The 20688-nt window shown below is 70.0% G+C and carries 18 protein-coding genes; 3 read left to right on the top strand and 15 right to left on the bottom strand.

Features of this window, described 5'->3' with window-relative positions:
* The first annotated feature begins 78 nt into the window (after nt 1–78).
* Nucleotides 79–1737 (top strand): alkaline phosphatase D family protein, encoded by a 1659-nt coding sequence (locus ABZT02_RS10335; RefSeq protein WP_356016166.1) that lies wholly within the window; start codon nt 79–81, stop codon nt 1735–1737.
* A gap of 20 nt (nt 1738–1757) precedes the next feature.
* On the opposite strand, the gene ABZT02_RS10330 is transcribed toward ABZT02_RS10335, so the two are convergent.
* Nucleotides 1758–2327 (bottom strand): dienelactone hydrolase family protein, encoded by a 570-nt coding sequence (locus ABZT02_RS10330; RefSeq protein ID WP_356016164.1) that lies wholly within the window; start codon nt 2325–2327, stop codon nt 1758–1760.
* Between the two features lie 119 nt (nt 2328–2446).
* On the opposite strand from ABZT02_RS10330, the gene ABZT02_RS10325 reads away from it, so the two are divergent.
* A complete protein-coding gene (locus tag ABZT02_RS10325) occupies nt 2447–3577 on the top strand; it encodes a mechanosensitive ion channel domain-containing protein (RefSeq protein ID WP_356016162.1) in 1131 nt (376 codons plus the stop codon).
* A 142-nt stretch (nt 3578–3719) separates the two neighbouring features.
* Here ABZT02_RS10325 and ABZT02_RS10320 read toward each other — a convergent pair whose 3' ends face one another.
* From ABZT02_RS10320 to ABZT02_RS10295, 6 genes are all read right to left on the bottom strand, one after another.
* Nucleotides 3720–4460 carry an SDR family oxidoreductase gene (locus ABZT02_RS10320; protein ID WP_356016160.1) on the bottom strand — a complete coding sequence of 247 codons (741 nt, stop codon included), beginning with the start codon at nt 4458–4460 and terminating at the stop codon, nt 3720–3722.
* Between the two features lie 88 nt (nt 4461–4548).
* Nucleotides 4549–6123 carry a Na+/H+ antiporter gene (locus ABZT02_RS10315; protein WP_356016158.1) on the bottom strand — a complete coding sequence of 525 codons (1575 nt, stop codon included), beginning with the start codon at nt 6121–6123 and terminating at the stop codon, nt 4549–4551.
* Nucleotides 6124–6215: 92 nt separating this feature from the next.
* On the bottom strand, nt 6216–6686 hold the full coding sequence (locus tag ABZT02_RS10310) for a GNAT family N-acetyltransferase (RefSeq protein ID WP_356016157.1): 471 nt from the start codon (nt 6684–6686) through the stop codon (nt 6216–6218).
* On the bottom strand, nt 6683–7627 hold the full coding sequence (locus ABZT02_RS10305; protein WP_356016155.1) for an RluA family pseudouridine synthase: 945 nt from the start codon (nt 7625–7627) through the stop codon (nt 6683–6685). The genes ABZT02_RS10310 and ABZT02_RS10305 overlap by 4 nt, the downstream gene beginning before the upstream one ends.
* A gap of 43 nt (nt 7628–7670) precedes the next feature.
* The gene (gene lspA / locus ABZT02_RS10300) at nt 7671–8246 is read right to left on the bottom strand and encodes a signal peptidase II (protein ID WP_356016154.1); all 576 of its coding nucleotides are present in this window, start codon (nt 8244–8246) and stop codon (nt 7671–7673) included.
* A gap of 61 nt (nt 8247–8307) precedes the next feature.
* On the bottom strand, nt 8308–9579 hold the full coding sequence (locus ABZT02_RS10295) for a TraR/DksA family transcriptional regulator (RefSeq protein ID WP_356016152.1): 1272 nt from the start codon (nt 9577–9579) through the stop codon (nt 8308–8310).
* 581 nt (nt 9580–10160) lie between these two features.
* Here ABZT02_RS10295 and ileS point away from each other — a divergent pair.
* Nucleotides 10161–13292 carry an isoleucine--tRNA ligase gene (gene ileS, locus ABZT02_RS10290; protein WP_356016151.1) on the top strand — a complete coding sequence of 1044 codons (3132 nt, stop codon included), beginning with the start codon at nt 10161–10163 and terminating at the stop codon, nt 13290–13292.
* A 156-nt stretch (nt 13293–13448) separates the two neighbouring features.
* Here the strand turns inward: ileS and ABZT02_RS10285 are convergent, their stop codons facing one another.
* From ABZT02_RS10285 to murG, 8 genes are all read right to left on the bottom strand, one after another.
* Nucleotides 13449–14675, bottom strand: a complete 1227-nt coding sequence (locus tag ABZT02_RS10285) for a DivIVA domain-containing protein (RefSeq protein WP_356016149.1) — start codon at nt 14673–14675, stop codon at nt 13449–13451.
* A gap of 52 nt (nt 14676–14727) precedes the next feature.
* Complete coding sequence (locus ABZT02_RS10280) at nt 14728–15018, bottom strand: YggT family protein (protein ID WP_356016147.1); 291 nt, start codon at nt 15016–15018, stop codon at nt 14728–14730.
* A 50-nt stretch (nt 15019–15068) separates the two neighbouring features.
* A complete protein-coding gene (gene sepF / locus ABZT02_RS10275) occupies nt 15069–15710 on the bottom strand; it encodes a cell division protein SepF (RefSeq protein WP_007381413.1) in 642 nt (213 codons plus the stop codon).
* Between the two features lie 129 nt (nt 15711–15839).
* Nucleotides 15840–16559: a YggS family pyridoxal phosphate-dependent enzyme gene (locus ABZT02_RS10270; protein ID WP_356016145.1), complete on the bottom strand. Its 720-nt coding sequence runs from the start codon at nt 16557–16559 to the stop codon at nt 15840–15842.
* Between the two features lie 6 nt (nt 16560–16565).
* Nucleotides 16566–17294, bottom strand: coding sequence for a peptidoglycan editing factor PgeF (gene pgeF, locus ABZT02_RS10265; RefSeq protein ID WP_356016144.1), 729 nt, complete (start codon nt 17292–17294; stop codon nt 16566–16568).
* A complete protein-coding gene (gene ftsZ, locus ABZT02_RS10260; protein WP_356016142.1) occupies nt 17291–18487 on the bottom strand; it encodes a cell division protein FtsZ in 1197 nt (398 codons plus the stop codon). Before ftsZ ends, pgeF begins: the two co-directional genes overlap by 4 nt.
* Before the next feature lie 287 nt (nt 18488–18774).
* Nucleotides 18775–19569, bottom strand: a complete 795-nt coding sequence (locus ABZT02_RS10255) for an FtsQ-type POTRA domain-containing protein (RefSeq protein ID WP_356016141.1) — start codon at nt 19567–19569, stop codon at nt 18775–18777.
* Nucleotides 19570–19588: 19 nt separating this feature from the next.
* Nucleotides 19589–20683: an undecaprenyldiphospho-muramoylpentapeptide beta-N-acetylglucosaminyltransferase gene (gene murG / locus ABZT02_RS10250; RefSeq protein WP_356016139.1), complete on the bottom strand. Its 1095-nt coding sequence runs from the start codon at nt 20681–20683 to the stop codon at nt 19589–19591.
* Between the last annotated feature and the right edge of the window lie 5 nt (nt 20684–20688).

Below are 20688 nucleotides of genomic sequence, written 5' to 3'. Positions count from 1 at the left end.
CACTCTTCGGGCAAAGAGCGGGCGAACTTTCACGAGTTCGCCCGCTCTCGTTCATACCGATCAGTAACCTGATCGGCCGTGACTACTAGACAGAGCACAGCCGGGAGCAGCAACTCCCTGTCCCCGCGCCGCCGTACGGTCGTCAAGGCCGCGGCGGCCACCGCTGTCCTGGGCGCCCCGCTCGCCGCCGCCTGGCCGGCCGGCGCGGTCGAGGCCCCCGCCTTCCTGCACGGCGTGGCCTCCGGCGACCCGCTCCCGGACGGCATCCTGCTGTGGACCCGGGTGACCCCGACGCCCGAGGCCGTACCCGGTTCCGGGCTCGGCCCGGACACCGAGGTCGGCTGGGTCGTCGCCAAGGACAAGGCCTTCACGACCGTCGTCGCCAAGGGTTCCGTCACCGCGACCGCCGCCTCCGACCACACGGTCAAGGCGGACGTGCGCGGCCTCGCCCCCGCGACCGACTACTGGTTCCGCTTCTCGGCGGGCGGCACCGACTCCCCGGCGGCGCGTACCCGCACCGCGCCGGCGGCGGACGCGGCCGTGGCGAACCTCCGCTTCGGCGTGGTCTCCTGCGCCAACTGGGAGGCCGGCTACTTCTCCTCCTACCGCCACCTCGCGGCCCGCGGCGACCTGGACGCCTGGCTGCACCTGGGCGACTACATCTACGAGTACGGCACCGGCGAGTACGGCACGCGCGACACCGTCGTACGGCAGCACGCGCCGACCCACGAGATACTCACCCTCGCCGACTACCGGATCCGGCACGGCAAGTACAAGACGGACCCGGATCTCAAGGCCCTGCACGCGGTCGCCCCGGTCGTCGCGATCTGGGACGACCACGAGTTCGCCAACGACGCCTGGTCGGGCGGTGCCGAGAACCACACCGAGAGCGCGGAGGGTGCCTGGTCGGCCCGTCAGGCCGCCGCCAAGCAGGCCTACTTCGAGTGGATGCCGGTGCGCCCGGCGCTCGCGGGCACCACGTACCGGCGGCTGCGCTTCGGCAAGCTCGCCGACCTCTCGCTGCTCGACCTGCGGTCCTTCCGCTCGCAGCAGGTCGCCGTGGGCAACGGCTCGGTCGACGACCCGGACCGCACGATCACCGGCCGGGCCCAGCTGGACTGGCTCAAGGCGGGACTGAAGTCCTCCGACACGACCTGGCGGCTGGTCGGCAACTCCGTGATGATCTCGCCGTTCGCGATCGGCTCGCTCTCCGCCGACCTGCTGAAGCCGCTCGCCGAGCTGCTGGGCCTGCCGAAGGAGGGCCTCGCCCTCAACCCCGACCAGTGGGACGGCTACACGGACGACCGCCGCGAACTCCTCGCCCACCTGCGCTCCAACGCCATCCGCAACACCGTCTTCCTGACCGGTGACATCCACATGGCGTGGGCCAACGACGTGCCGGTGGACGCCGGCACCTACCCGCTGTCGGCCTCGGCCGCCACGGAGTTCGTCGTCACCTCGGTGACCTCCGACAACCTGGACGACCTCCTGAAGGTCCCCGAGGGCACGGTCACCGCGCTCGCGGCGCCGGTCATCCAGCTCGCCAACCGGCACGTCCACTGGGTGGACACCGACCGCCACGGCTACGGCGTCCTGGACATCACCGCCGACCGGGCACAGATGGACTACTACGTGCTGTCCGACAAGACGAAGGCGAACGCGACCTCGTCCTGGGCGCGTTCGTACCGCACGCGGACCGGCACGCAGAAGGTCGAGCGGACGTACACCCCCGTCTAGACCGTCTCGAAGAAGCCGAGCTAGAGCGTCTCCAGGAAGCCGAGAGCCACCCGCCAGGTGGCCTCGGCGGCCTCCTCGTCGTAGTCCGGCAGGTCGGGGTCGGTGTAGAGGTGACCGGCCCCGGCGTACCGGTAGATCTCGACGTCGGCGCCGGTGCGGCCCATCTGGAGATACCAGGCGCTCAGCCAGTCGTCGGTCTCGAAGGGGTCGGGCTCGGCCACGTGCAGCTGGACCGGCAGGTCGTCCGCGGTCGCGTTCGGCGCGATGTCCGAAGTGCCGTGCAGGAGCAGCAGTCCGCGGGCCTTCTCGTCGCCGAGGCCGAGGGTCTGCGCGATCGAGGCGCCGAGCGAGAATCCGGCGTAGACGAGACCGCGCTCGGAGTAGGGCGCGGCGGCCAGGACGGCCCGCTTGAGCAGTTCGTCCTTGCCGATGCCCTCGTTGAAGGCCATGCCCTCCTCGACCGTCCCGAACGTGCGCCCCTCGAAGAGGTCCGGGGTCCACACCTCGTGCCCGGCCTCCCGCAGCCGGTCGGCGGCCTGACGGACGGCTGGCCTGAGGCCGTAGGTCGAGTGAAAGAGCATGATGTTCATGAGGCCATGGTGCCAGCCTGCACCGACAGCGCCGTTCCACGGGTACGGCGGGGCCCGTACCCACTTCGGGGCAGAAGTCACATGTTCATCACTCCCCCGGGCCGGTTAGGTTCGGGGTCATGGAGAACGTACTCCGCCCACTGATCGTGGTCGGCGGCTCAGTGCTGCTCACCCTGCTGATCGGGTGGGCCACCGACCGTCTGCTGCGCAAGGCCGACGACCGTCACAGCGAGACCCCGCTGTGGGGTCTGCTGCGCCGTGGCCGTATCCCCTACATGCTCGTGCTCTGCGCGGCGATGCTGAGAGGGGCGTACGACGAGGCGAGGGTGCTGGAGGGGCACAGCGCCGGCATCGGGCAGACGCTGACGCTGGTCCTCATCGGGGCGACCGCCTGGCTGGTGATCCGGATCGCCGCCGCCGTCGTGGAGACGACGTACACCCGCTATGCCCGCGCCCACCACGACGCCGCCCGGGTCCGCCGGGTGCGCACCCAGGTGACGCTGATCACGCGTGTGGTCACCGCGGTCGTCGGCGTGATGGCGGCCGCCGCGATGCTGCTGACGTTCCCGGCCATGCGCGCGGCCGGTGCCTCGCTGCTGGCCTCGGCCGGAATCCTCGGCATCGTCGCCGGTGTGGCCGCCCAGTCGACGCTCAGCAACATGTTCGCCGGGCTGCAGATCGCCTTCGGCGACATGGTGCGCATAGGCGACACCGTGGTGGTGGACGGCGAGTGGGGCACCGTGGAGGAGATCACGCTGACGTTCCTGACGGTACGGACCTGGGACGAGCGCCGGATCACCATGCCGGTGTCGTACTTCACCTCGAATCCGTTCGAGAACTGGTCGCGCGGCACCCCGCAGATGACCGGCATCGTCTACTGGCACGTCGATCACACGGCCCCGGTGGAGCTGATGCGCCGACAGCTGCGGGACATCCTGCGCGAGTGCCCCGCCTGGGACGGCCGCGACTACGGCCTCGTCGTCACCGACACCACCCCGAACACCATGCAGGTGCGTGCCCTGGTGACCGCCAAGGACGCCGACGACATCTGGACGGTACGGGTCACGGTCCGCGAGCAGATGATCCGCTGGCTCACCGACAACCACCCGTACGCCCTGCCCCGGGTCAACACGGCGGACGCGACACTGGCGCCGGGGTTCCGGCGGGACGGCGACCGACGCAACGGCCACCACTCCGACGGCGTGACGGTCGGCGGCCCCCACGAGCCCCCGCGAACGGGCCGAGGCTAGACGGTCCGTCGAACAAGCCGAGGCTGAGCGGTCCGTCGTGGCGCCGGTGACTGCCCCCACCCAGGGGCGCGGGGCTGTGGTGAATCTGCGGCTACCACCGCGCGGGCGCGAGCAACCACGACGGACCCGCACCCGTCCACTGTCAACGCCCCCTCTCGGCCCCACCATTGACCTGCACAACCTGCGACGTCACATGCCCGGCTCCCGCCGACGCCAGCCAATGAAGCGTGGCGGCGACATCCCCGGGCGTCCCCGCCCGCCCATTCAACGTGTCACCGACAAGCCGCTCCCGCCGAGCAGGATCAATGGCCGGACCGAAGAACTCCGTGTCCTCGATGTAGCCCGGCGCGACGACGTTCGCGGTGATCCCCCGCGGCCCCAACTCCCGGGCCAGATCATGGGCGTACGGATGCAGCCCAGCCTTCGCCGCCCCGTACGCCCCGCTCCCGGACCCCCGGTACGCGGCGATGGAGCTGACGAACAGCACCCGCCCGCCGGGGGAGGCCAGCCGGTCCTTCAGCCCCTCGGTGAGCAGGGCCGCGGTCAGCAGATTGAGCCGGAAGTTCACGGTCCAGTTGTGCGCCACGGCATCCAGCGGATCGGAACTCTCGGCGGGCGGTTCGAGCTGCCCGGTGCCCCCGGCGCTGTGGACCAGCACGTCCACCGTCCCGAGTTCACGCTCCACGAACCCGACGACCCCGCGTACCTGATCGACGTCACCGAGATCGGCGGCGTACGTCAGCGCTCCGGGCACCCCGGCCTTCTCCAGCACCTCGGCGCGCCGCCCGAGCAGCAGCACCCGGTCCCCTTCCGCGGCGAACACCTGCGCCGCCGCGAGCCCGATTCCCGTACCGCCACCGCTGATCACCACGTTGCGAGCCATAACTGCAGCCTACAAAGACGGACTTGACGAGTTCACCCGGGTTTCCGCGACGGCATCCGTGACGATTTCAGCGAAGGTTCCAGCGCACTCACCGCAGACTACGAACGTCCAGATGCCGCAGCACCCGGTCCACGACCTCCGGGTCGGCCCCCGGTTCGCTCCGCGCCGCCAGCACCTCGTGCCGCGCCGCGCTCAGCATCTCCCCGTGGATGCGCCGCACCCGTTTGAGCCGCCGCCGTGCCTCGCGCCGCTCCTCGTCCCCCGTCTCGGGATGGATCCGCACGCCGATCTCGAACGCCCGCCGCTGCATCTGCTCGGCAAGCTCCTCCGGCAGCTCCTCCACGGCCTCGATCTCCCGCAGCCGCCGCTTGGCCGCCTTGGCCGCCCGGACGGCGAGGGCCTTCTCGAACTCCTTCTCCCGCTCGGTGTCAGCCTGTACCCCCAGCCGCTTCACCAGCCACGGCAGGGTCAGCCCCTGGAGCACCAGGGTGGCCATGATCACACCGAACGCGATGAAGACGATCTCGTCCCGGTCGGGAAAGCCCGCCCCCGAGTCGGTCTCCAGCGGAATGGCCAACGCCAGCGCCACCGACGCGACGCCCCGCATCCCGGACCACCACATGATGACGGTCTCCCGCCAGCTGGTCGGGATCTCCTCACTGTAGTCCCGTTTCGCGTGCATCCGCTTGGTGAGCCAGGTGGCCGGCATCAGCCACGCCAGCCGTACGAGCACGACCACGGCCACGATCGCTCCGGCCCAGCCGAGCATCTCGCCCCAGCGCCCGGAGGCGGTCCGGATCGCGTTGTGCAGTTCGAGCCCGATCAGCCCGAAGGCCACGCCGGTGACGAGCGTGTCGACGATGTCCCAGAAGGTGTGCCCGGCCAGCCGGGTCATCACGTCGTCGGCGTCGGTGCCGTGCTCGGCGAGGAACAGGGCGGTGGTCAGCACGGCGAGCACGCCGGAGCCGTGGAGTTCCTCGGCGAGCACGTAGGAGGCGTACGGCACGAGCACCGTCAGCCCGATCTGGAGAGTGGCGTCACCCAGCAGATCCATCAGCTTGTTGGCACCCCAGCCCAGCACGAGCCCCACGACGACGGCGACCACGGCGGAGAGCACCAGCTCGAAGACGGCCTCCCCGGCCTTGAACGAGCCACTGACGGCCGCGGCGACGGCCACGTGGTAGAGCACGATCGCCGTCACGTCGTTGAACAGGCCCTCGCCCTCCAGGATGGACACCAGCCTGCGGGGCAGCCCGAGCTGGCCCGCGACGGCGGTCGCGGCGACCGGGTCGGGCGGTGCGACCAGCGCGCCGAGCGCGACGGCGGCGGCGATCGGCAGCCCCGGCACGATCGCGTGGGCGACAGCGGCGACGCACAGGGTCGTCACGAACACGAGCGCGACGGCGAGCAGGAAGATGGGCCGCTTGTTGGCCGCGAACTGGCGCCAGGAAGTCCGCCGCACCGCCGCGTAGAGCAGGGGCGGCAACAGAATGGGCAGGATCAGCTCGGGCGGGATGTCGACATTCGGTACGAAGTCGAGCACCGCAAGCACTATGCCGAGCAGCGTCATCAGGACCGGCGCCGGCAACCCGAACCGGTCCCCCACCGGGACACTGATCAGAGCCCCCAGCAACAACACGAACAACAGGGCCAACTGATCCACGGTCAGAACTCCGGGCAGATCGACAGAACATCTATCACTTCAGTCTGCCCGCAAAACGCCCGAACCCTCCCGACCGCCGCTCCCACCGACCGTCAGAGAACCTGCCGCATGGCCCGGTGCGGTATCCCCGCGTCCAGGAACTCCGGCCCGTACGCCACGTACCCCAGCCGCTCGTAGAACCCCAGCGCGTGCGTCTGGGCGTGCAGATCGACGGCTGTCAGCCCACGCGTGCGTGCCGCGTCCTCGACTGCCCGCACGAGCGCGGCCCCGACACCGAGCCCGCGCGCCTCCTGGGTCACCGCGAGCCGCCCCAGCGACCCCACCGAAGCGTCACCGCCGGTCTTCCCGGCCGCCGCGGCACCGAACAGCAGCCGCCCGGTCCCGAGCGGCACCCCGTCCTCCCGCACGGCCAGCACATGCAGCGCCACGGCGTCGTAGGCGTCGTACTCGATGTCCTCGGGCACGCCCTGCTCGCCGACGAAGACCTCCTTGCGCACCGTGAAGCAGGCCTCACGGTCGGCGGGATCCTCGGCGACCCGCACCACGTACGCGCGCGTGCTCACCCGTAGGTCTCCTCGCGCACCAGCTCCAGGGCCTGCTGGAGGTCCTCCGGGTAGTCGCTGGCGAACTCCGCCCATTCCCCGTCCCCGGGGTGCTCGAAGCCGAGCCGCACCGCGTGCAGCCACTGCCGGGTCAGCCGCAGCCGCTTGGCGAGCGTCGGGTCGGCGCCGTACGTCAGGTCGCCGACGCAGGGGTGGCGGTGGGCCGCCATGTGCACGCGGATCTGGTGGGTGCGCCCGGTCTCCAGCTTCACGTCGAGCAGGGAGGCCGCGCGGAACGCCTCGATGAGGTCGTAGTGCGTGACGGACGGCTTGCCCTCGGCGGTGACCGCCCACTTGTAGTCGTGATTGGGGTGGCGGCCGATGGGCGCGTCGATGGTGCCGCTGGTCGGGTCCGGGTGGCCCTGGACGAGCGTGTGGTACCGCTTGTCGACCGTGCGCTCCTTGAACTGCCGCTTGAGCGAGGTGTACGCCCGCTCCGACTTGGCCACGACCATCAGCCCCGAAGTGCCCACGTCGAGCCGGTGCACGATGCCCTGGCGCTCGGCGGCACCGGAGGTCGAGATGCGGTACCCGGCGGCGGCGAGCCCGCCGATCACGGTCGTCCCGGTCCAGCCCGGCGACGGGTGCGCGGCCACACCGACCGGCTTGACGATCACGACCACGTCGTCGTCGTCATGGACGATCTCCATGCCCTCGACCGGCTCGGCGACGATCTGCACCGGCGCGGGCGCCTGTGGCATCTCGACCTCCAGCCAGGCCCCGCCGTGCACCCGCTCGGACTTCCCGACCACCGACCCGTCGACCATGACCTTCCCCGAGGCGGCGAGCTCGGCCGCCTTGGTACGGGAGAAGCCGAACATGCGGGAGATGGCGGCGTCGACGCGCTCGCCCTCCAGGCCGTCGGGCACGGGCAGAGTGCGGATCTCGGGAATGGTGCTCACCCGTCGAGTATGCCGGACGGGTGAGACAGCCCCGAACACGCGCTCAGTCCTTGTGGACGGTCCCGTCCGGGTCCAGCCCCTTGAAGGACAGCAGCACGATCAGGATGCCGCCGCACACGATCGCCGAGTCGGCGAGGTTGAAGACGGCGAAGTGCTTGGGCGCGATGAAGTCGACGACCGCGCCCTCGAAGACGCCGGGCGAGCGGAAGAGCCGGTCGGTGAGGTTGCCGAGCGCGCCGCCGAGCAGCAGCCCGAGGGCGATCGCCCAGGGAAGGCTGTAGAGCTTGCGGGCGAGCCGGGCGATGACCACGATCACCGCCGCCGCGATCACCGTGAAGATCACGGTGAAGGCCTCGCCGAAGCCGAAGGCCGCGCCCGCGTTGCGGATCGCCTCGAACTTCAGCCAGTCCCCGATGATCTCGATCGGCTCGTGGTGCTCCAGCCTGGCGACCACGATCATCTTGCTGACCAGGTCGAGGGCGTACGCGAAGGCGGCCACCGTGAACAGCACGGCGATACGGCGCCTGCCCCGGGGCCGCGCCGTCTGGTCCTGCTCCGGCTCGGCCCCCGCCGCCTCTGGGGTATCCGGCGTACCGATGATGCGCTCCGCCTCTGCCACGTGAGTCCCTCGACCTAGGTACCTGACTGAGGACGAGGGTACGACACGCCTCCAAGGACCCTCAGTACCGGCGTTCCTGCTTCTGCTTGCACTCCACGCACAGGGTCGCGCGCGGGAACGCCTGCATGCGTGCCTTGCCGATGGGGTTGCCGCAGTTCTCGCACAGGCCGTAGGTGCCGGCGTCGAGCCGTCCCAGGGCGCGCTCGGTCTGGGTGAGCATCTCGCGCGCGTTGGCCGCGAGGGCCATCTCGCTCTCGCGCGTGATGTTCTTGGTCCCGGTGTCGGCTTGGTCGTCGCCGGCGCCGTCCCCGGAGTCCCGCATGAGCCCCACCAGGGACTCCTCGGACGCGGAGATCTCGGTGCGCAGCCGCAGAGCCTCGGCCGTGAGCTCCGCGCGGGCCTCCGCGACCTCTTCGGGCGTCCACGGATCCTCACCCGGGCGCACCGCGAGTTCGCCGGGCTCCACCGCGGCGACACGCGCGTTAGGTAGGGCGGTCTTCGCCGCTGTGGCCGTGCCAGGGGTCTTCTTCGCAACCACTGTCGTGGCTCCCGTCTGCTTCGCGGCCTCGGCCGCGCCCGCCTTCTTGGCCGTGCTCTTCCTGGCCGCCCTCTTCGTGAGGGTGTTCTTCCCGGAGGTGCCCTGCCCGCTGTCCCTCTGGGGGACACCGGCCTCCGTGGCGACCGTCTCCTCGACCGCGGTGTCTTTCGCGGCCGTTTTCTTCGCCGCGGCCTTCGTCGCGGCCGCCTTCTTGGCCGTGCTCTTCGTCGCGGTCGTGCTCTTGGCGGCGGCTTTCTTTGTGACCGCCTTCTTCTTGGGGGCCGCGGCCTTCTTGCCGACCGCAGTCTTCTCGGGGACCGCCTCCTCGGGGACCACCGCCTTCTTGACCGCCTTCTTGGTGACCGCAGCCTTCTTGGCAGCCGCTTTCTTGGCGACCGCGGACTTCTTCGTGACCGATGCCTTGCCGACGCCCTTGGTGGCTTCCTCCGTCCCGCCGACAGGCGGCTCGGCCGCCGGTCTCCCCGCCGGAACCTCCTCCTCTGCCGCCTGCCTGCCAGGAGCCGCCCTGGAAGCCGTGGCCTTCCCGGCACCGCTCGCCTTGCGGGGCGCCGCCTTCCTCGCGACGCTCTTCGCCGCCGCTCCGACCGCCTTCACGGCCTTCGTCGCCGCCCCCTTGCCGGACGACGCGGACGCCGCTGACGCCCCGGCCGACCCGGACGACACCCCGCGCGCGCTCTTCTTCCCGCCCGCTTCCTTGGCCTCGCCGCCGGAGGCACGGGCATGGGTGGACCGGCCCGACGCCGACTGCTGTACGGCGGTCTTCTTCGCCACCATGCCGCGGCCCCTTCACATATTGTGATTTTGCTCGCGAATCGTGCTGGGACGATAAATCGACTTGAGTCCCGCGGCAACGGGGCACGCCGCCCGATTCGCCCGCCCCGCGCGCGCGGGGCGGGAAGCATGCATGCGTTGTGCCCAGCTCCCCGCCGGGTAATCCGCCGGATCGTCCGTCCCGGAATCCGAGCAGCCGTGCCGCTCCATTCGGGTCACCCCCGGCTCTACGGCGGCCTCCGCGCCCGGGCCCGGAAAAGCGGTCGGCCGCTGTCCCCGGGGCGCCGTACACTGGGCGGAGCGAAAAGCGTGGATGGGGACGAGTAGCGGCGTACGCAGCCCAGAGCGACCCGGGGACGGTGGAAGCCCGGGGGCGAGCGCGACGCGAAGATCACCCCGGAGCCGCCGGAAGAACCCCCTGAGGGGGGCGTAGACCCGGCATCGCGACCCCAATGAGGGGGCTCACCGACGCACACCACGGGTCGGCGGGCCAAGGAGGGTGGTACCGCGGGAGCGCGTCGAAACCGGCGCACGGACTCTCGTCCCTCCGGACGGAAGGCAGCACATCCGCCGGAGGAAGACTGATGACGCAGTACCGCCAGGTGCCAGCCCAGGTCGACCTGCCCGCGCTCGAGCACGCGGTGCTCGACTTCTGGCGCGAGCAGAAGATCTTCGCCAAAACCCTGGAGCAGTCCGAGGGCCGCCCCGAGTGGGTGTTCTACGAGGGCCCGCCCACCGCCAACGGCATGCCGGGCGCCCACCACATCGAGGCCCGCGTCTTCAAGGACGTCTTCCCCCGCTTCCGCACCATGCGCGGCTACCACGTGGCCCGCAAGGCCGGCTGGGACTGCCACGGCCTCCCGGTGGAGCTGGCGGTCGAGAAGGAGCTCGGGTTCAGCGGCAAGAAGGACATCGAGGCGTACGGCATCGCCGAGTTCAACGCCAAGTGCCGTGAGTCCGTGACCCGGCACACCGACGCCTTCGAGGCGCTCACGACCCGCATGGGCTACTGGACCGACCTCCAGGACCCCTACCGCACGATGGACCCCGAGTACATCGAGTCGGTCTGGTGGTCGCTGAAGGAGATCTTCAACAAGGGCCTGCTGGTCCAGGACCACCGCGTCGCCCCCTGGTGTCCGCGCTGCGGCACCGGCCTGTCGGACCACGAGCTGGCGCAGGGCTACGAGACGGTCGTGGACCCGTCCGTGTACGTCCGTTTCCCGCTCACCTCCGGTCCGCTCGCCGGCGAGGCCGCGCTCCTGGTCTGGACGACGACCCCCTGGACCCTGGTGTCCAACACGGCGGTCGCCGCGCACCCGGAGGTCACCTACGTCGTCGCGACCAATGGCGAGGAGAAGCTCGTCGTCGCCGAGCCGCTGCTCGCCAAGGCCCTCGGCGAGGGCTGGGAGACCACCGGCCAGTCCTTCACCGGCGCCGAAATGGAGCGCTGGACCTATCAACGTCCGTTCGAGCTCGTGGAGTTCCCGGAGCCGGCCCATTACGTGGTCAACGCCGAGTACGTCACGACCGAGGACGGTACGGGTCTGGTCCACCAGTCCCCCGCCTTCGGTGAGGACGACCTCAAGGTCTGCCGCGCCTACGGCCTGCCCGTGGTGAACCCGGTGCGCCCGGACGGCACCTTCGAGGAGGACGTCCCCCTCGTGGGCGGCGTCTTCTTCAAGAAGGCGGACGAAAAGCTCACCGAGGACCTCCAGCAGCGCGGCCTCCTCTTCCGGCACATCCCGTACGAGCACAGCTATCCGCACTGCTGGCGCTGCCACACCGCGCTCCTCTACTACGCGCAGCCGTCCTGGTACATCCGCACCACCGCCGCCAAGGACCGCCTCCTCCAGGAGAACGAGAACACCAACTGGTTCCCGGAGACGGTCAAGCACGGCCGCTTCGGCGACTGGCTGCAGAACAACATCGACTGGGCGCTGTCCCGCAACCGCTACTGGGGCACCCCGCTGCCGATCTGGCGCTGCGAGGACGACCACCTCACCGTCGTCGGCTCCCGCGCGGAGCTCACCGAGCTGACCGGCACGGACCACTCCGAACTGGACCCGCACCGCCCGTTCATCGACGACGTCACCTTCGCCTGCCCCCAGTGCCGGAAGACGGCCACGCGCGTGCCGGAGGTCATCGACGCCTGGTACGACTCGGGTTCGATGCCGTTCGCACAGTGGGGCTACCCGTACAAGAACAAGGAACTGTTCGAGTCCCGCTACCCGGCCCAGTTCATCAGCGAGGCCATCGACCAGACGCGCGGCTGGTTCTACACGCTGATGGCGGTCGGCACCCTGGTCTTCGACAAGTCGTCGTACGAGAACGTCGTCTGCCTCGGCCACATCCTCGCCGAGGACGGCCGCAAGATGTCCAAGCACCTGGGCAATACCCTGGAGCCGATCCCGCTGATGGACCGTCACGGCGCCGACGCGGTGCGCTGGTTCATGGCGGCCGGCGGCTCTCCGTGGGCGGCCCGCCGCGTGGGCCACGGCACGATCCAGGAGGTGGTGAGGAAGACCCTCCTCACCTACTGGAACACGGTCGCCTTCCAGGCCCTGTACGCCCGTACGTCCAACTGGGCGCCCAGCGAGGCGGACCCGGCCCCGGCCGACCGCCCGGTCCTGGACCGCTGGCTGCTGTCCGAACTCCACGCGCTGACCGACCAGGTGACCCAGTCCCTGGAGTCCTACGACACCCAGCGCGCCGGCAAGCTCCTGTCAGCGTTCGTCGACGACCTGTCCAACTGGTACGTACGCCGGTCCCGGCGCCGCTTCTGGCAGGGCGACAAGGCCGCGCTGCGCACGCTGCACGAGGTCGTCGAGACGGTCACCAAGCTGATGGCCCCGCTGACCCCGTTCATCACCGAGCGGGTCTGGCAGGACCTGGTCGTGCCGGTCACCCCGGGCGCCCCGGAGTCGGTGCACCTGGCCTCCTGGCCGGAGGCGGACCTCTCCGCGATCGACCCGGAGTTGTCGAAGCAGATGGTCCTGGTGCGCCGGCTCGTCGAGCTGGGCCGCGCCACGCGCGCGGAGTCGGGCGTGAAGACCCGTCAGCCGCTGTCCCGGGCTCTCATCGCCGCGACCGGCTTCGACTTGCTCGACCGTGAGCTGCACGCGCAGATCACGGACGAGCTCAACGTGAGCGCGCTCGCCTCCCTCAGCGAGGTCGGCGGCAGCCTGGTCGACACCACGGCGAAGGCCAACTTCCGCGCGCTCGGCAAGCGGTTCGGAAAGCGCGTCCAGGACGTCGCCAAGGCCGTGGCGAACGCCGACGCGGCCGCGCTCTCCCTCGCCCTGCGCGAGGGCACGGCCTCGGTGGAGGTCGACGGCGAGACGATCACGCTCGCGCCCGACGAGGTCATCATCACGGAGACCCCGCGCGAGGGCTGGTCGGTGGCGTCCGACTCCGGCGCGACGGTGGCCCTGGACCTGGAGATCACGGAGGAACTCCGCCAGGCGGGCCTCGCCCGGGACGCGATCCGCCTGATCCAGGAGGCCCGCAAGAACAGCGGCCTCGATGTGGCCGACCGCATCGCGCTCCGCTGGACGGCCACCGACCCGGCCGTGATCGCGGCCCTGTCCGAGCACAGCTCGCTGATCGCCGACGAGGTCCTGGCGACGGACTTCGCCCAGGGCGAGGCGGACGACACCTACGGCACCCCGTTCACCGACGAGGGCCTGTCGCTGACGTTCCGTCTGCGCAAGGCATAGCCCCGACGAGGAAGGCCCGGTTCCCCGAGGGCGGGGAACCGGGCCTTCCTCGTGTCCGCGACACCGTGATCAACACGCGTAAAAGGGCGGGGCCCCGGATCGAAATCCGGGGCCCCGCCCTGAACGCTGCCGACGCCTAAGGCGTACTAGAGGCCGTCAGTTGTCGTCCTCGTCGATGAGGAAGCCACGCATGGGCGAGGGAGCCTGCCCCATCGGACCGGGACCCTGCGGCCGCACCGGCGCCATCGGCTGGGTCATCGCGGGCGACATCTGCTGCTGGCCGCCGTACGACGGGCCGGCCGGCGAAGGACCGCCGCCCATGCCCTGGTTGCCACCGTACGACGGCGCGCTCGCACCGGCCGGAGCCATGGAGGGCGCCGGGGACGGCGGCAGCGACGCGGTCGCCGGGGTACGCGGCGGAGCCAGCGAGTCGTCGGCCTGGGTCTCCAGCTGACGCAGCTGCGACTCGAGGTACGACTTCAGACGCGTGCGGTACTCGCGCTCGAAGCCGCGCAGGTCCTCGACCTTGCGCTCCAGCGTGGCGCGGGCGGACTCCAGGGAGCCCATCGCGACGCGGTGCTTCTCCTGCGCGTCCCGCTCCAGGGCGTCGGCCTTGGCACGGGCGTCACGCTCGAGGCCCTCGGCACGCGAACGCGCCTCGCCGACGATCTTGTTGGCCTCGGAGCGGGCCTCGGCGATCGCCTGGTCGGCGGTCTGCTGGGCCAGCGAGAGGACACGGGCGGCGCTGTCGCCACCGGGGCCCTGACCGGGGCCGCCCATCGGACCGCCCATGGGGCCGCCCATCGGGCCACCCATCTGCTGCTGCATGGGCGGCTGACCGCCCATCTGGCCCTGGCCCATCTGACCCTGGCCCATCTGGCCCTGACCCATGGGCCCCTGGCCCATCTGGCCCTGACCCATCGGACCCTGACCCATGGGGCCCTGGCCCATCGGACCGGGACCCTGCGGGCCGCCCTGGCCACCGCCGGGACCGGCGGGCAGCTGCGGCGCACCGCTCGGCAGCTGGGGCGGGCCACCCATGGGGCCGCCCATCTGCTGCTGCGGCGGGCCAGATATGCCGGCAGGTACAGGGGCGCCGGGACCGGGTCCGCGCATGCCCTGCTGCGGCATTCCCTGTCCGGGCATGCCACCCTGCTGCTGGTCCTGCTGCTCCGGGGGCTTGCGCATGTTCTGCTGGTTCTGGGCAGCAGCACGCGTCGCCGCGGCCAGCTTGGCGCGCAGGTCCTCGTTCTCGCGCAGCAGGCGGGTCAGTTCGGCTTCGACCTCGTCGAGGAAGGCATCGACCTCGTCCTCGTCATAGCCTTCTCGGAGGCGGACGGTCGTGAACTGCTTGTTCCGCACGTCCTCGGGGGTCAACGGCATCTCTTCACCTCAACGTAGTCATCGGCAGTCGGCAAGACCGTATCGTCCACAGTCACCTCGCCAGGTTTCCCATGACGGAGATGAGGATGTAGACGATGATCATCAGCACGAAGAAGGACAGGTCGAGCGCCACGCCCCCGAGACGCAGCGGCGGGATGAACCGCCGCAGAAGCTTCAACGGTGGATCGGTGACAGTGTAGGTGGCCTCCAGAACGACCACCATCGCCTTGCCGGGTTGCCACGAGCGGGCGAACTGGAAGACGTAGTCCATGACCAACCGGAAGATGAGCACGATGAGGAACACCATCAGCGCGATGTAGATCACCTGTGCGAACACGCTCATGGACTGTCTTTCCCTCTCCCCTGTTCGTACTTCGTTCCGGTTGCTGCTTCTCAGCTCTGGTTGAAGAACCCGCCCTCTGCGATGCGGGCCTTGTCCTCCGCCGTGACATCGACGTTAGCAGGCGACAACAGGAACACCTTCTGCGTCACCCGCTCGATGCTGCCGTGAAGACCAAACACCAAACCGGCCGCAAAGTCGACAAGTCGCTTGGCGTCTGTGTCATCCATCTCAGTCAGATTCATGATCACCGGGGTGCCCTCACGGAAGTGTTCCCCGATGGTACGGGCCTCGTTGTAGGTCCGGGGGTGAAGCGTGGTGATCCGGTAAGGCTCTCGTTCCGACACGACCTTGGGCATGATCACCGGTGCGTTCTTCTCCAGGCTGGCGCGCTCTTGTGTGATGGATGCCACGGGCGCGATGCGCGCGGGACGCACCGATTCCGCGGCGAGCGAAGAGGATCGGGGTACCGGGTCGCGCGGCACCGAGGACTGCACCACTCTGACCGATTCGTCCCTTTCAGGCTGAAGTGCCTGATGTGACTGGTGAGACGGCTCATGCCGTCGGCGGTCCCGCTCTGGCTCCGGGTCGAGTTCCGGTTCGAAGTCGTCGTCGGGGTCGAAACCGCGGCCGTCGTACCCATCGTCCTCCACGAGGCCGAGGTAGACCGCCATCTTGCGCATCGCGCCGGCCATTCTCTGAGTCCTCCGCTCTGTGGTGGATCGGCTGACGACTGCCAAGTGCCCGCGATCCACGAGGTCGTTATGACCGCCTTACGGCGGTAATGACCATATTTTCTGCTGTGGTCCGACTTCCTGGCGACGTTACCCGAGCCTGGGGCGGACTCCGAGTACCGAGGTGCCGACGCGCACATGTGTCGCCCCTGCCGCCACGGCCTGTTCGAGATCCGCACTCATCCCTGCCGAGACCATGTTCGCAGCCGGATGAGCTCGGCGCAGGTCGGTCGACAAATCCATCAACCGCTCGAACGCCGCCTGTTCGCGTCCCGCGTACTCCCCGGTGAGCGGGGCGACGGTCATCAACCCGTCCAGCCGCAACCCCGGAGCCCGGGCCACGAGATCGGCCAACTCCTCGATTCCGCCCGGCGCCACACCACCCCGCTCCCCCCGCTCGCTCGAACCGGCGTCGAGAGCGACCTGGATCAGGCAGCCCACTTCGCGCTCGGCCTTCACGGCCTCCCTGGAGAGTGCCGTCACCAACTTCGAACGATCGACGGACTGCACGAGATCCGCGTAACCCACCACAGATCGCACCTTGTTGGTCTGCAACTGGCCAACAAAGTGCCAAGTAAGGGGCAGATCCGAACATTCGGCGGCCTTGGGGGCCGCGTCCTGGTCCTTGTTCTCGGCGACGTGCCCCACCCCGAGCCCGGAGAGGATCCGCACATCGCTCGCGGGGTAGGTCTTGGTGACCACGATGAGGGTCACCTCCTCCCGCCGCCGTCCGGCGGCCGCGCACGCGGCGGCGATGCGCTCCTCGACCTTCGCCAGATTCGCGGCGAGTTCGTCCTTACGGTCCGTCATGCCCCATCAGTCCAGCCAGACATATCCCGCGAGTCGCCCCGTGGTGCGATCGCGGCGGTACGAGAAGTGGTCGCCCGACTCCAGCGTGCACACCGGCGACTGTTGCCGGTCACGCACTCCGAGCCGGTCGAGCTGGGCGTGCACTCCGGCGGTCACGTCGACCGCCGGAGTGCCCCAACTCGTTTCGGCGTGCACCGCGGGTTCGACGGCGGCGACATCGGCGCGCATCTCCTCGGGCACTTCGTAGCACCTGCCGCAGACGGCGGGTCCGGTGCGGGCGACGATCCGGGCGGGATCGGCGCCGAGTTCGGTCATCGCGCGTAGCGCGGCCGGGACGACTCCGGCGACCATGCCGGGCCGGCCGGCGTGGGCCGCCGCGGCGATCCGGGCGACCGGGTCGGCGAGCAGCACCGGAGTGCAGTCGGCGGTGAGGACGGCGAGGGCGAGGCCGCGTTCGGCGGTGACGATCGCGTCGACCCGGGGCGCCGGCTTCTCGCCCCACGGCTCCGAGACCACCACGACGTCCGCTCCGTGCACCTGGTTCATCCAGACCACGCGGGCCGGATCGAGACCGAGCGACTTGGCGGCCAGTTCGCGGTTGGTCCCCACGGCCTCGGGGTCGTCGCCGACCGCCCCGCCGAGGTTGAGCTCCTCATACGGAGCGGCGCTCACCCCACCCCACCGGTCGGTGAAGGCGAAGTGCGCGCCGCTCACGCTCTCGCGCCGACTTATCACTTCAGGAAGTCCGGCACGTCCAGCTCCTCGGCCGCGCTGTCCGAGTAGGTCCGGGACGGCGGGACGGGCGGGGCGACCGGGAGGTCGACGGCCGGCTCGGGAGCGGGCTCCGGGTCCTCCTTCGGCGTGACGCTGCCGAGCGAGCCGAAGGACGGACGGCTCTCGGTCTGCCGTACCGGAGTGGGCTCCTCGCGGCGGGCCGAGGTCGAGGAAGAACCCATGACCGTCTCCCGGCGGGTCGGCGGCTGGCCGCCGTCGAAGCCGGCGGCGATCACGGTGACGCGGACCTCGTCGCCGAGGGCGTCGTCGATGACCGCGCCGAAGATGATGTTGGCCTCGGGGTGGGCGGCCTCGCTGACCAGCTGGGCCGCCTCGTTGATCTCGAACAGGCCGAGGTCGGAACCGCCGGAGATGGAGAGCAGTACGCCCCGGGCACCGTCGATGGACGCCTCGAGGAGCGGCGAGGAGATCGCCATCTCGGCCGCGGCCACCGCGCGGTCGTCGCCGCGGGCCGAACCGATGCCCATGAGCGCCGAACCGGCCTCGGACATGACCGACTTGACGTCGGCGAAGTCGAGGTTGATCAGACCGGGCGTGGTGATGAGGTCGGTGATGCCCTGCACACCGGAGAGCAGGACCTGGTCGGCCGACTTGAAGGCGTCGAGCACCGAGACCTGGCGGTCCGAGATGGACAGCAGCCGGTCGTTGGGGATGACGATGAGGGTGTCGACCTCTTCGCGGAGCTCCGCGATACCGTCCTCGGCCTGGTTGGCGCGGCGCCGGCCCTCGAAGGTGAACGGGCGGGTGACCACGCCGATGGTGAGGGCGCCGAGGTTGCGGGCGATGTTGGCCACGACGGGCGCGCCGCCGGTGCCGGTGCCGCCGCCTTCACCGGCCGTCACGAAGACCATGTCGGCCCCCTTGAGGACCTCCTCGATCTCCTCGCGGTGGTCCTCTGCGGCCTTGCGTCCGACGGCCGGGTTGGCGCCGGCGCCGAGTCCGCGGGTGAGTTCGCGGCCGACGTCGAGCTTGACGTCGGCGTCGCTCATCAACAGCGCCTGCGCGTCGGTGTTGATGGCGATGAACTCGACGCCCTTGAGACCGACCTCGATCATCCGGTTGATGGCATTGACACCACCGCCGCCGACACCGATGACTTTGATGACTGCGAGGTAGTTCTGCGGTGCTGCCACGTCGAAGGCCTCTCGCCTCGAGTTACGTGTCGCCGGACCGACGAAGCTCTGCTGCCTCGTGATCCGCCGACTGATGCCGAATGGGACGGTCCGTAGCGCCGACCCGAACCCTAACGCTGAAGTTTAGGGTTACCAGTGTGTCTGTTCCCTGGAGTCTTCTGAACAGGACACTAAGTCGACAAGTGGCGCACGTTCAACGAACACGCCGAACCTCCCGTTTTTCTTTTCACCCTATGTGATCAGCCGTAGCGGTGCCCAACCAGGGTGCTGGCCTGCGCTGATGTGCGTCAACTCCCCGATGACGCAGGCGCGGTGGGCACGCTGACGTCGAAGTGCCCCGCATCGGGTGCGGCTTTCATGAGAGCGGTGAGCGTACGGGCCTTCGCGGCGCCGTTCTCGCTGCTCCCCCAGGCGACAGTACGACCGCCTCTCAACTCCAGCGAGATGTCGTCGTACGAACGCACCTTGACGGAACGGGTCGCGCGCGCGACGTCGACCGGGATGTCACCCGCCACCCGAACCGCTTCCCGCACGAGCCGGGCTTCGCCGAAGCGGCGCAGGCTGGCTGCGCGGGAGTCCGGCCGGGTGAGCTCCAATTCCAGTGCGGGGACGCCTTTCGGGGCCTCGGAAACCGTGGCGAATCGGACACCGTCATCGTCCACTTCGACAAAGTTTCCGCCCTTTTGGACAAGCAGAACCGGAGTACGCTCGGTCACTTTCAGCCCGATTCCGTGGGGCCAGGATCGAGCGACGTCAACTGCGTCAATTCGGGGCAATTTCCGGCGCAGTCGTGCCTCGATCGCGTCGGTGTCGACGGAAATCAGCGGCGCGCCGACCGGGACGTCGGCGGCCTCGCGCACCTGCTCCGGAGTCAGCACCAGCGTTCCCGACACCGACACGCGTTCGACGCGGAGCCACTGGGAGCCGTACAACAGCCAGACGGCGCCCACGGAGAGAAGCACGAGCGCCACGGCGAGGATGATGATCGTACGAAGCCGACGCACCCTCAACCGCCGCGGGGGAGGCGGGCCGGACGACTCCTGCTGGCGTTCACCGCGCTCGGCGGTCGTCGATCCGGCCACGCGCACTCCCTTTTCCTGGCTACTGGCGTCGGTGCGAGGCGATCGCCTCGTACACCATGCCGACGAGCAGGTCGTCGGCGTCCCGGCGGCCGAACTCGGCGGCGGCGCGGGACATCTCGTACAACCGGTGCGGGTCGGCGAGCACGGGCAGGACGTTGCCCCGTACCCACTCGGGCGTCAGTTCCGCGTCGTCGACCAGCAGTCCGCCGCCGGCCTTGACCACCGGCTGGGCGTTCAGCCGCTGTTCGCCGTTGCCGATGGGCAGCGGGACGTAGGCGGCCGGGAGCCCGACGGCGGAGAGTTCGGCGACGGTCATCGCGCCCGCGCGGCAGAGCATCATGTCGGCCGCGGCGTACGCGAGGTCCATCCGGTCCAGGTAACTTACCGGGATGTACGGGGGCATTCCCGGCATCTGCTGCACATGCGGCAGTTCGTTCTTCGGACCGACCGCGTGCAGGATCTGGATCCCGGCCTGCTGGAGCCAGGGCGCGACCTGCTGGACGACCTCGTTGAGGCGCCGGGCGCCCTGCGAGCCGCCGGAGACCAGCAGGGTCGGCAGGTTGGGGTCGAGGCCGAACAGGTGCCGGGCCTCGGGCCGGACGGCGGCCCGGTCCAGGGTGGCGATGGTGTGGCGCAGCGGGATCCCGATGTAGCGGGAGTTGCGCAGCTTGCTGTCCGGCGTGGCGACGGCCACCTGGGCGGCGTACCGGGAGCCGATCTTGTTGGCGAGACCCGGGCGGGCGTTGGCCTCGTGGACGACGATCGGCACACCGAGGCGCTTGGCCGCGAGATAGCCGGGCAGCGCCACATAGCCTCCGAAGCCGACGACGGCGTCGGCCTTGGTGCGCTCCAGGATCTGCTCGGTGGCCTTGATCGTGCCGCGCAGCCGGCCCGGTACGGTGATCAGCTCTGGGGTGGGCTTACGGGGCAGCGGGACGGCCGGGATGAGCGCGAGCTCGTAGCCGCGCTGCGGGACGAGCTTGGTCTCCAGCCCCCGTTCCGTGCCAAGGGCCGTGATCCCCACGCTCGGGTCCTGCCTGCGCAGGGCGTCCGCGAGGGCGAGCGCTGGCTCGATGTGGCCGGCGGTCCCCCCACCGGCGAGTACGACATGCACCGAAA

The sequence above is a fragment of the Streptomyces sp. NPDC005402 genome, from assembly GCF_040606575.1.
Taxonomy (GTDB): domain Bacteria; phylum Actinomycetota; class Actinomycetes; order Streptomycetales; family Streptomycetaceae; genus Streptomyces.
The sequence above is the reverse complement of the archived record's forward strand: the minus strand, read 5'-3'. Positions and strand labels throughout refer to the sequence as shown.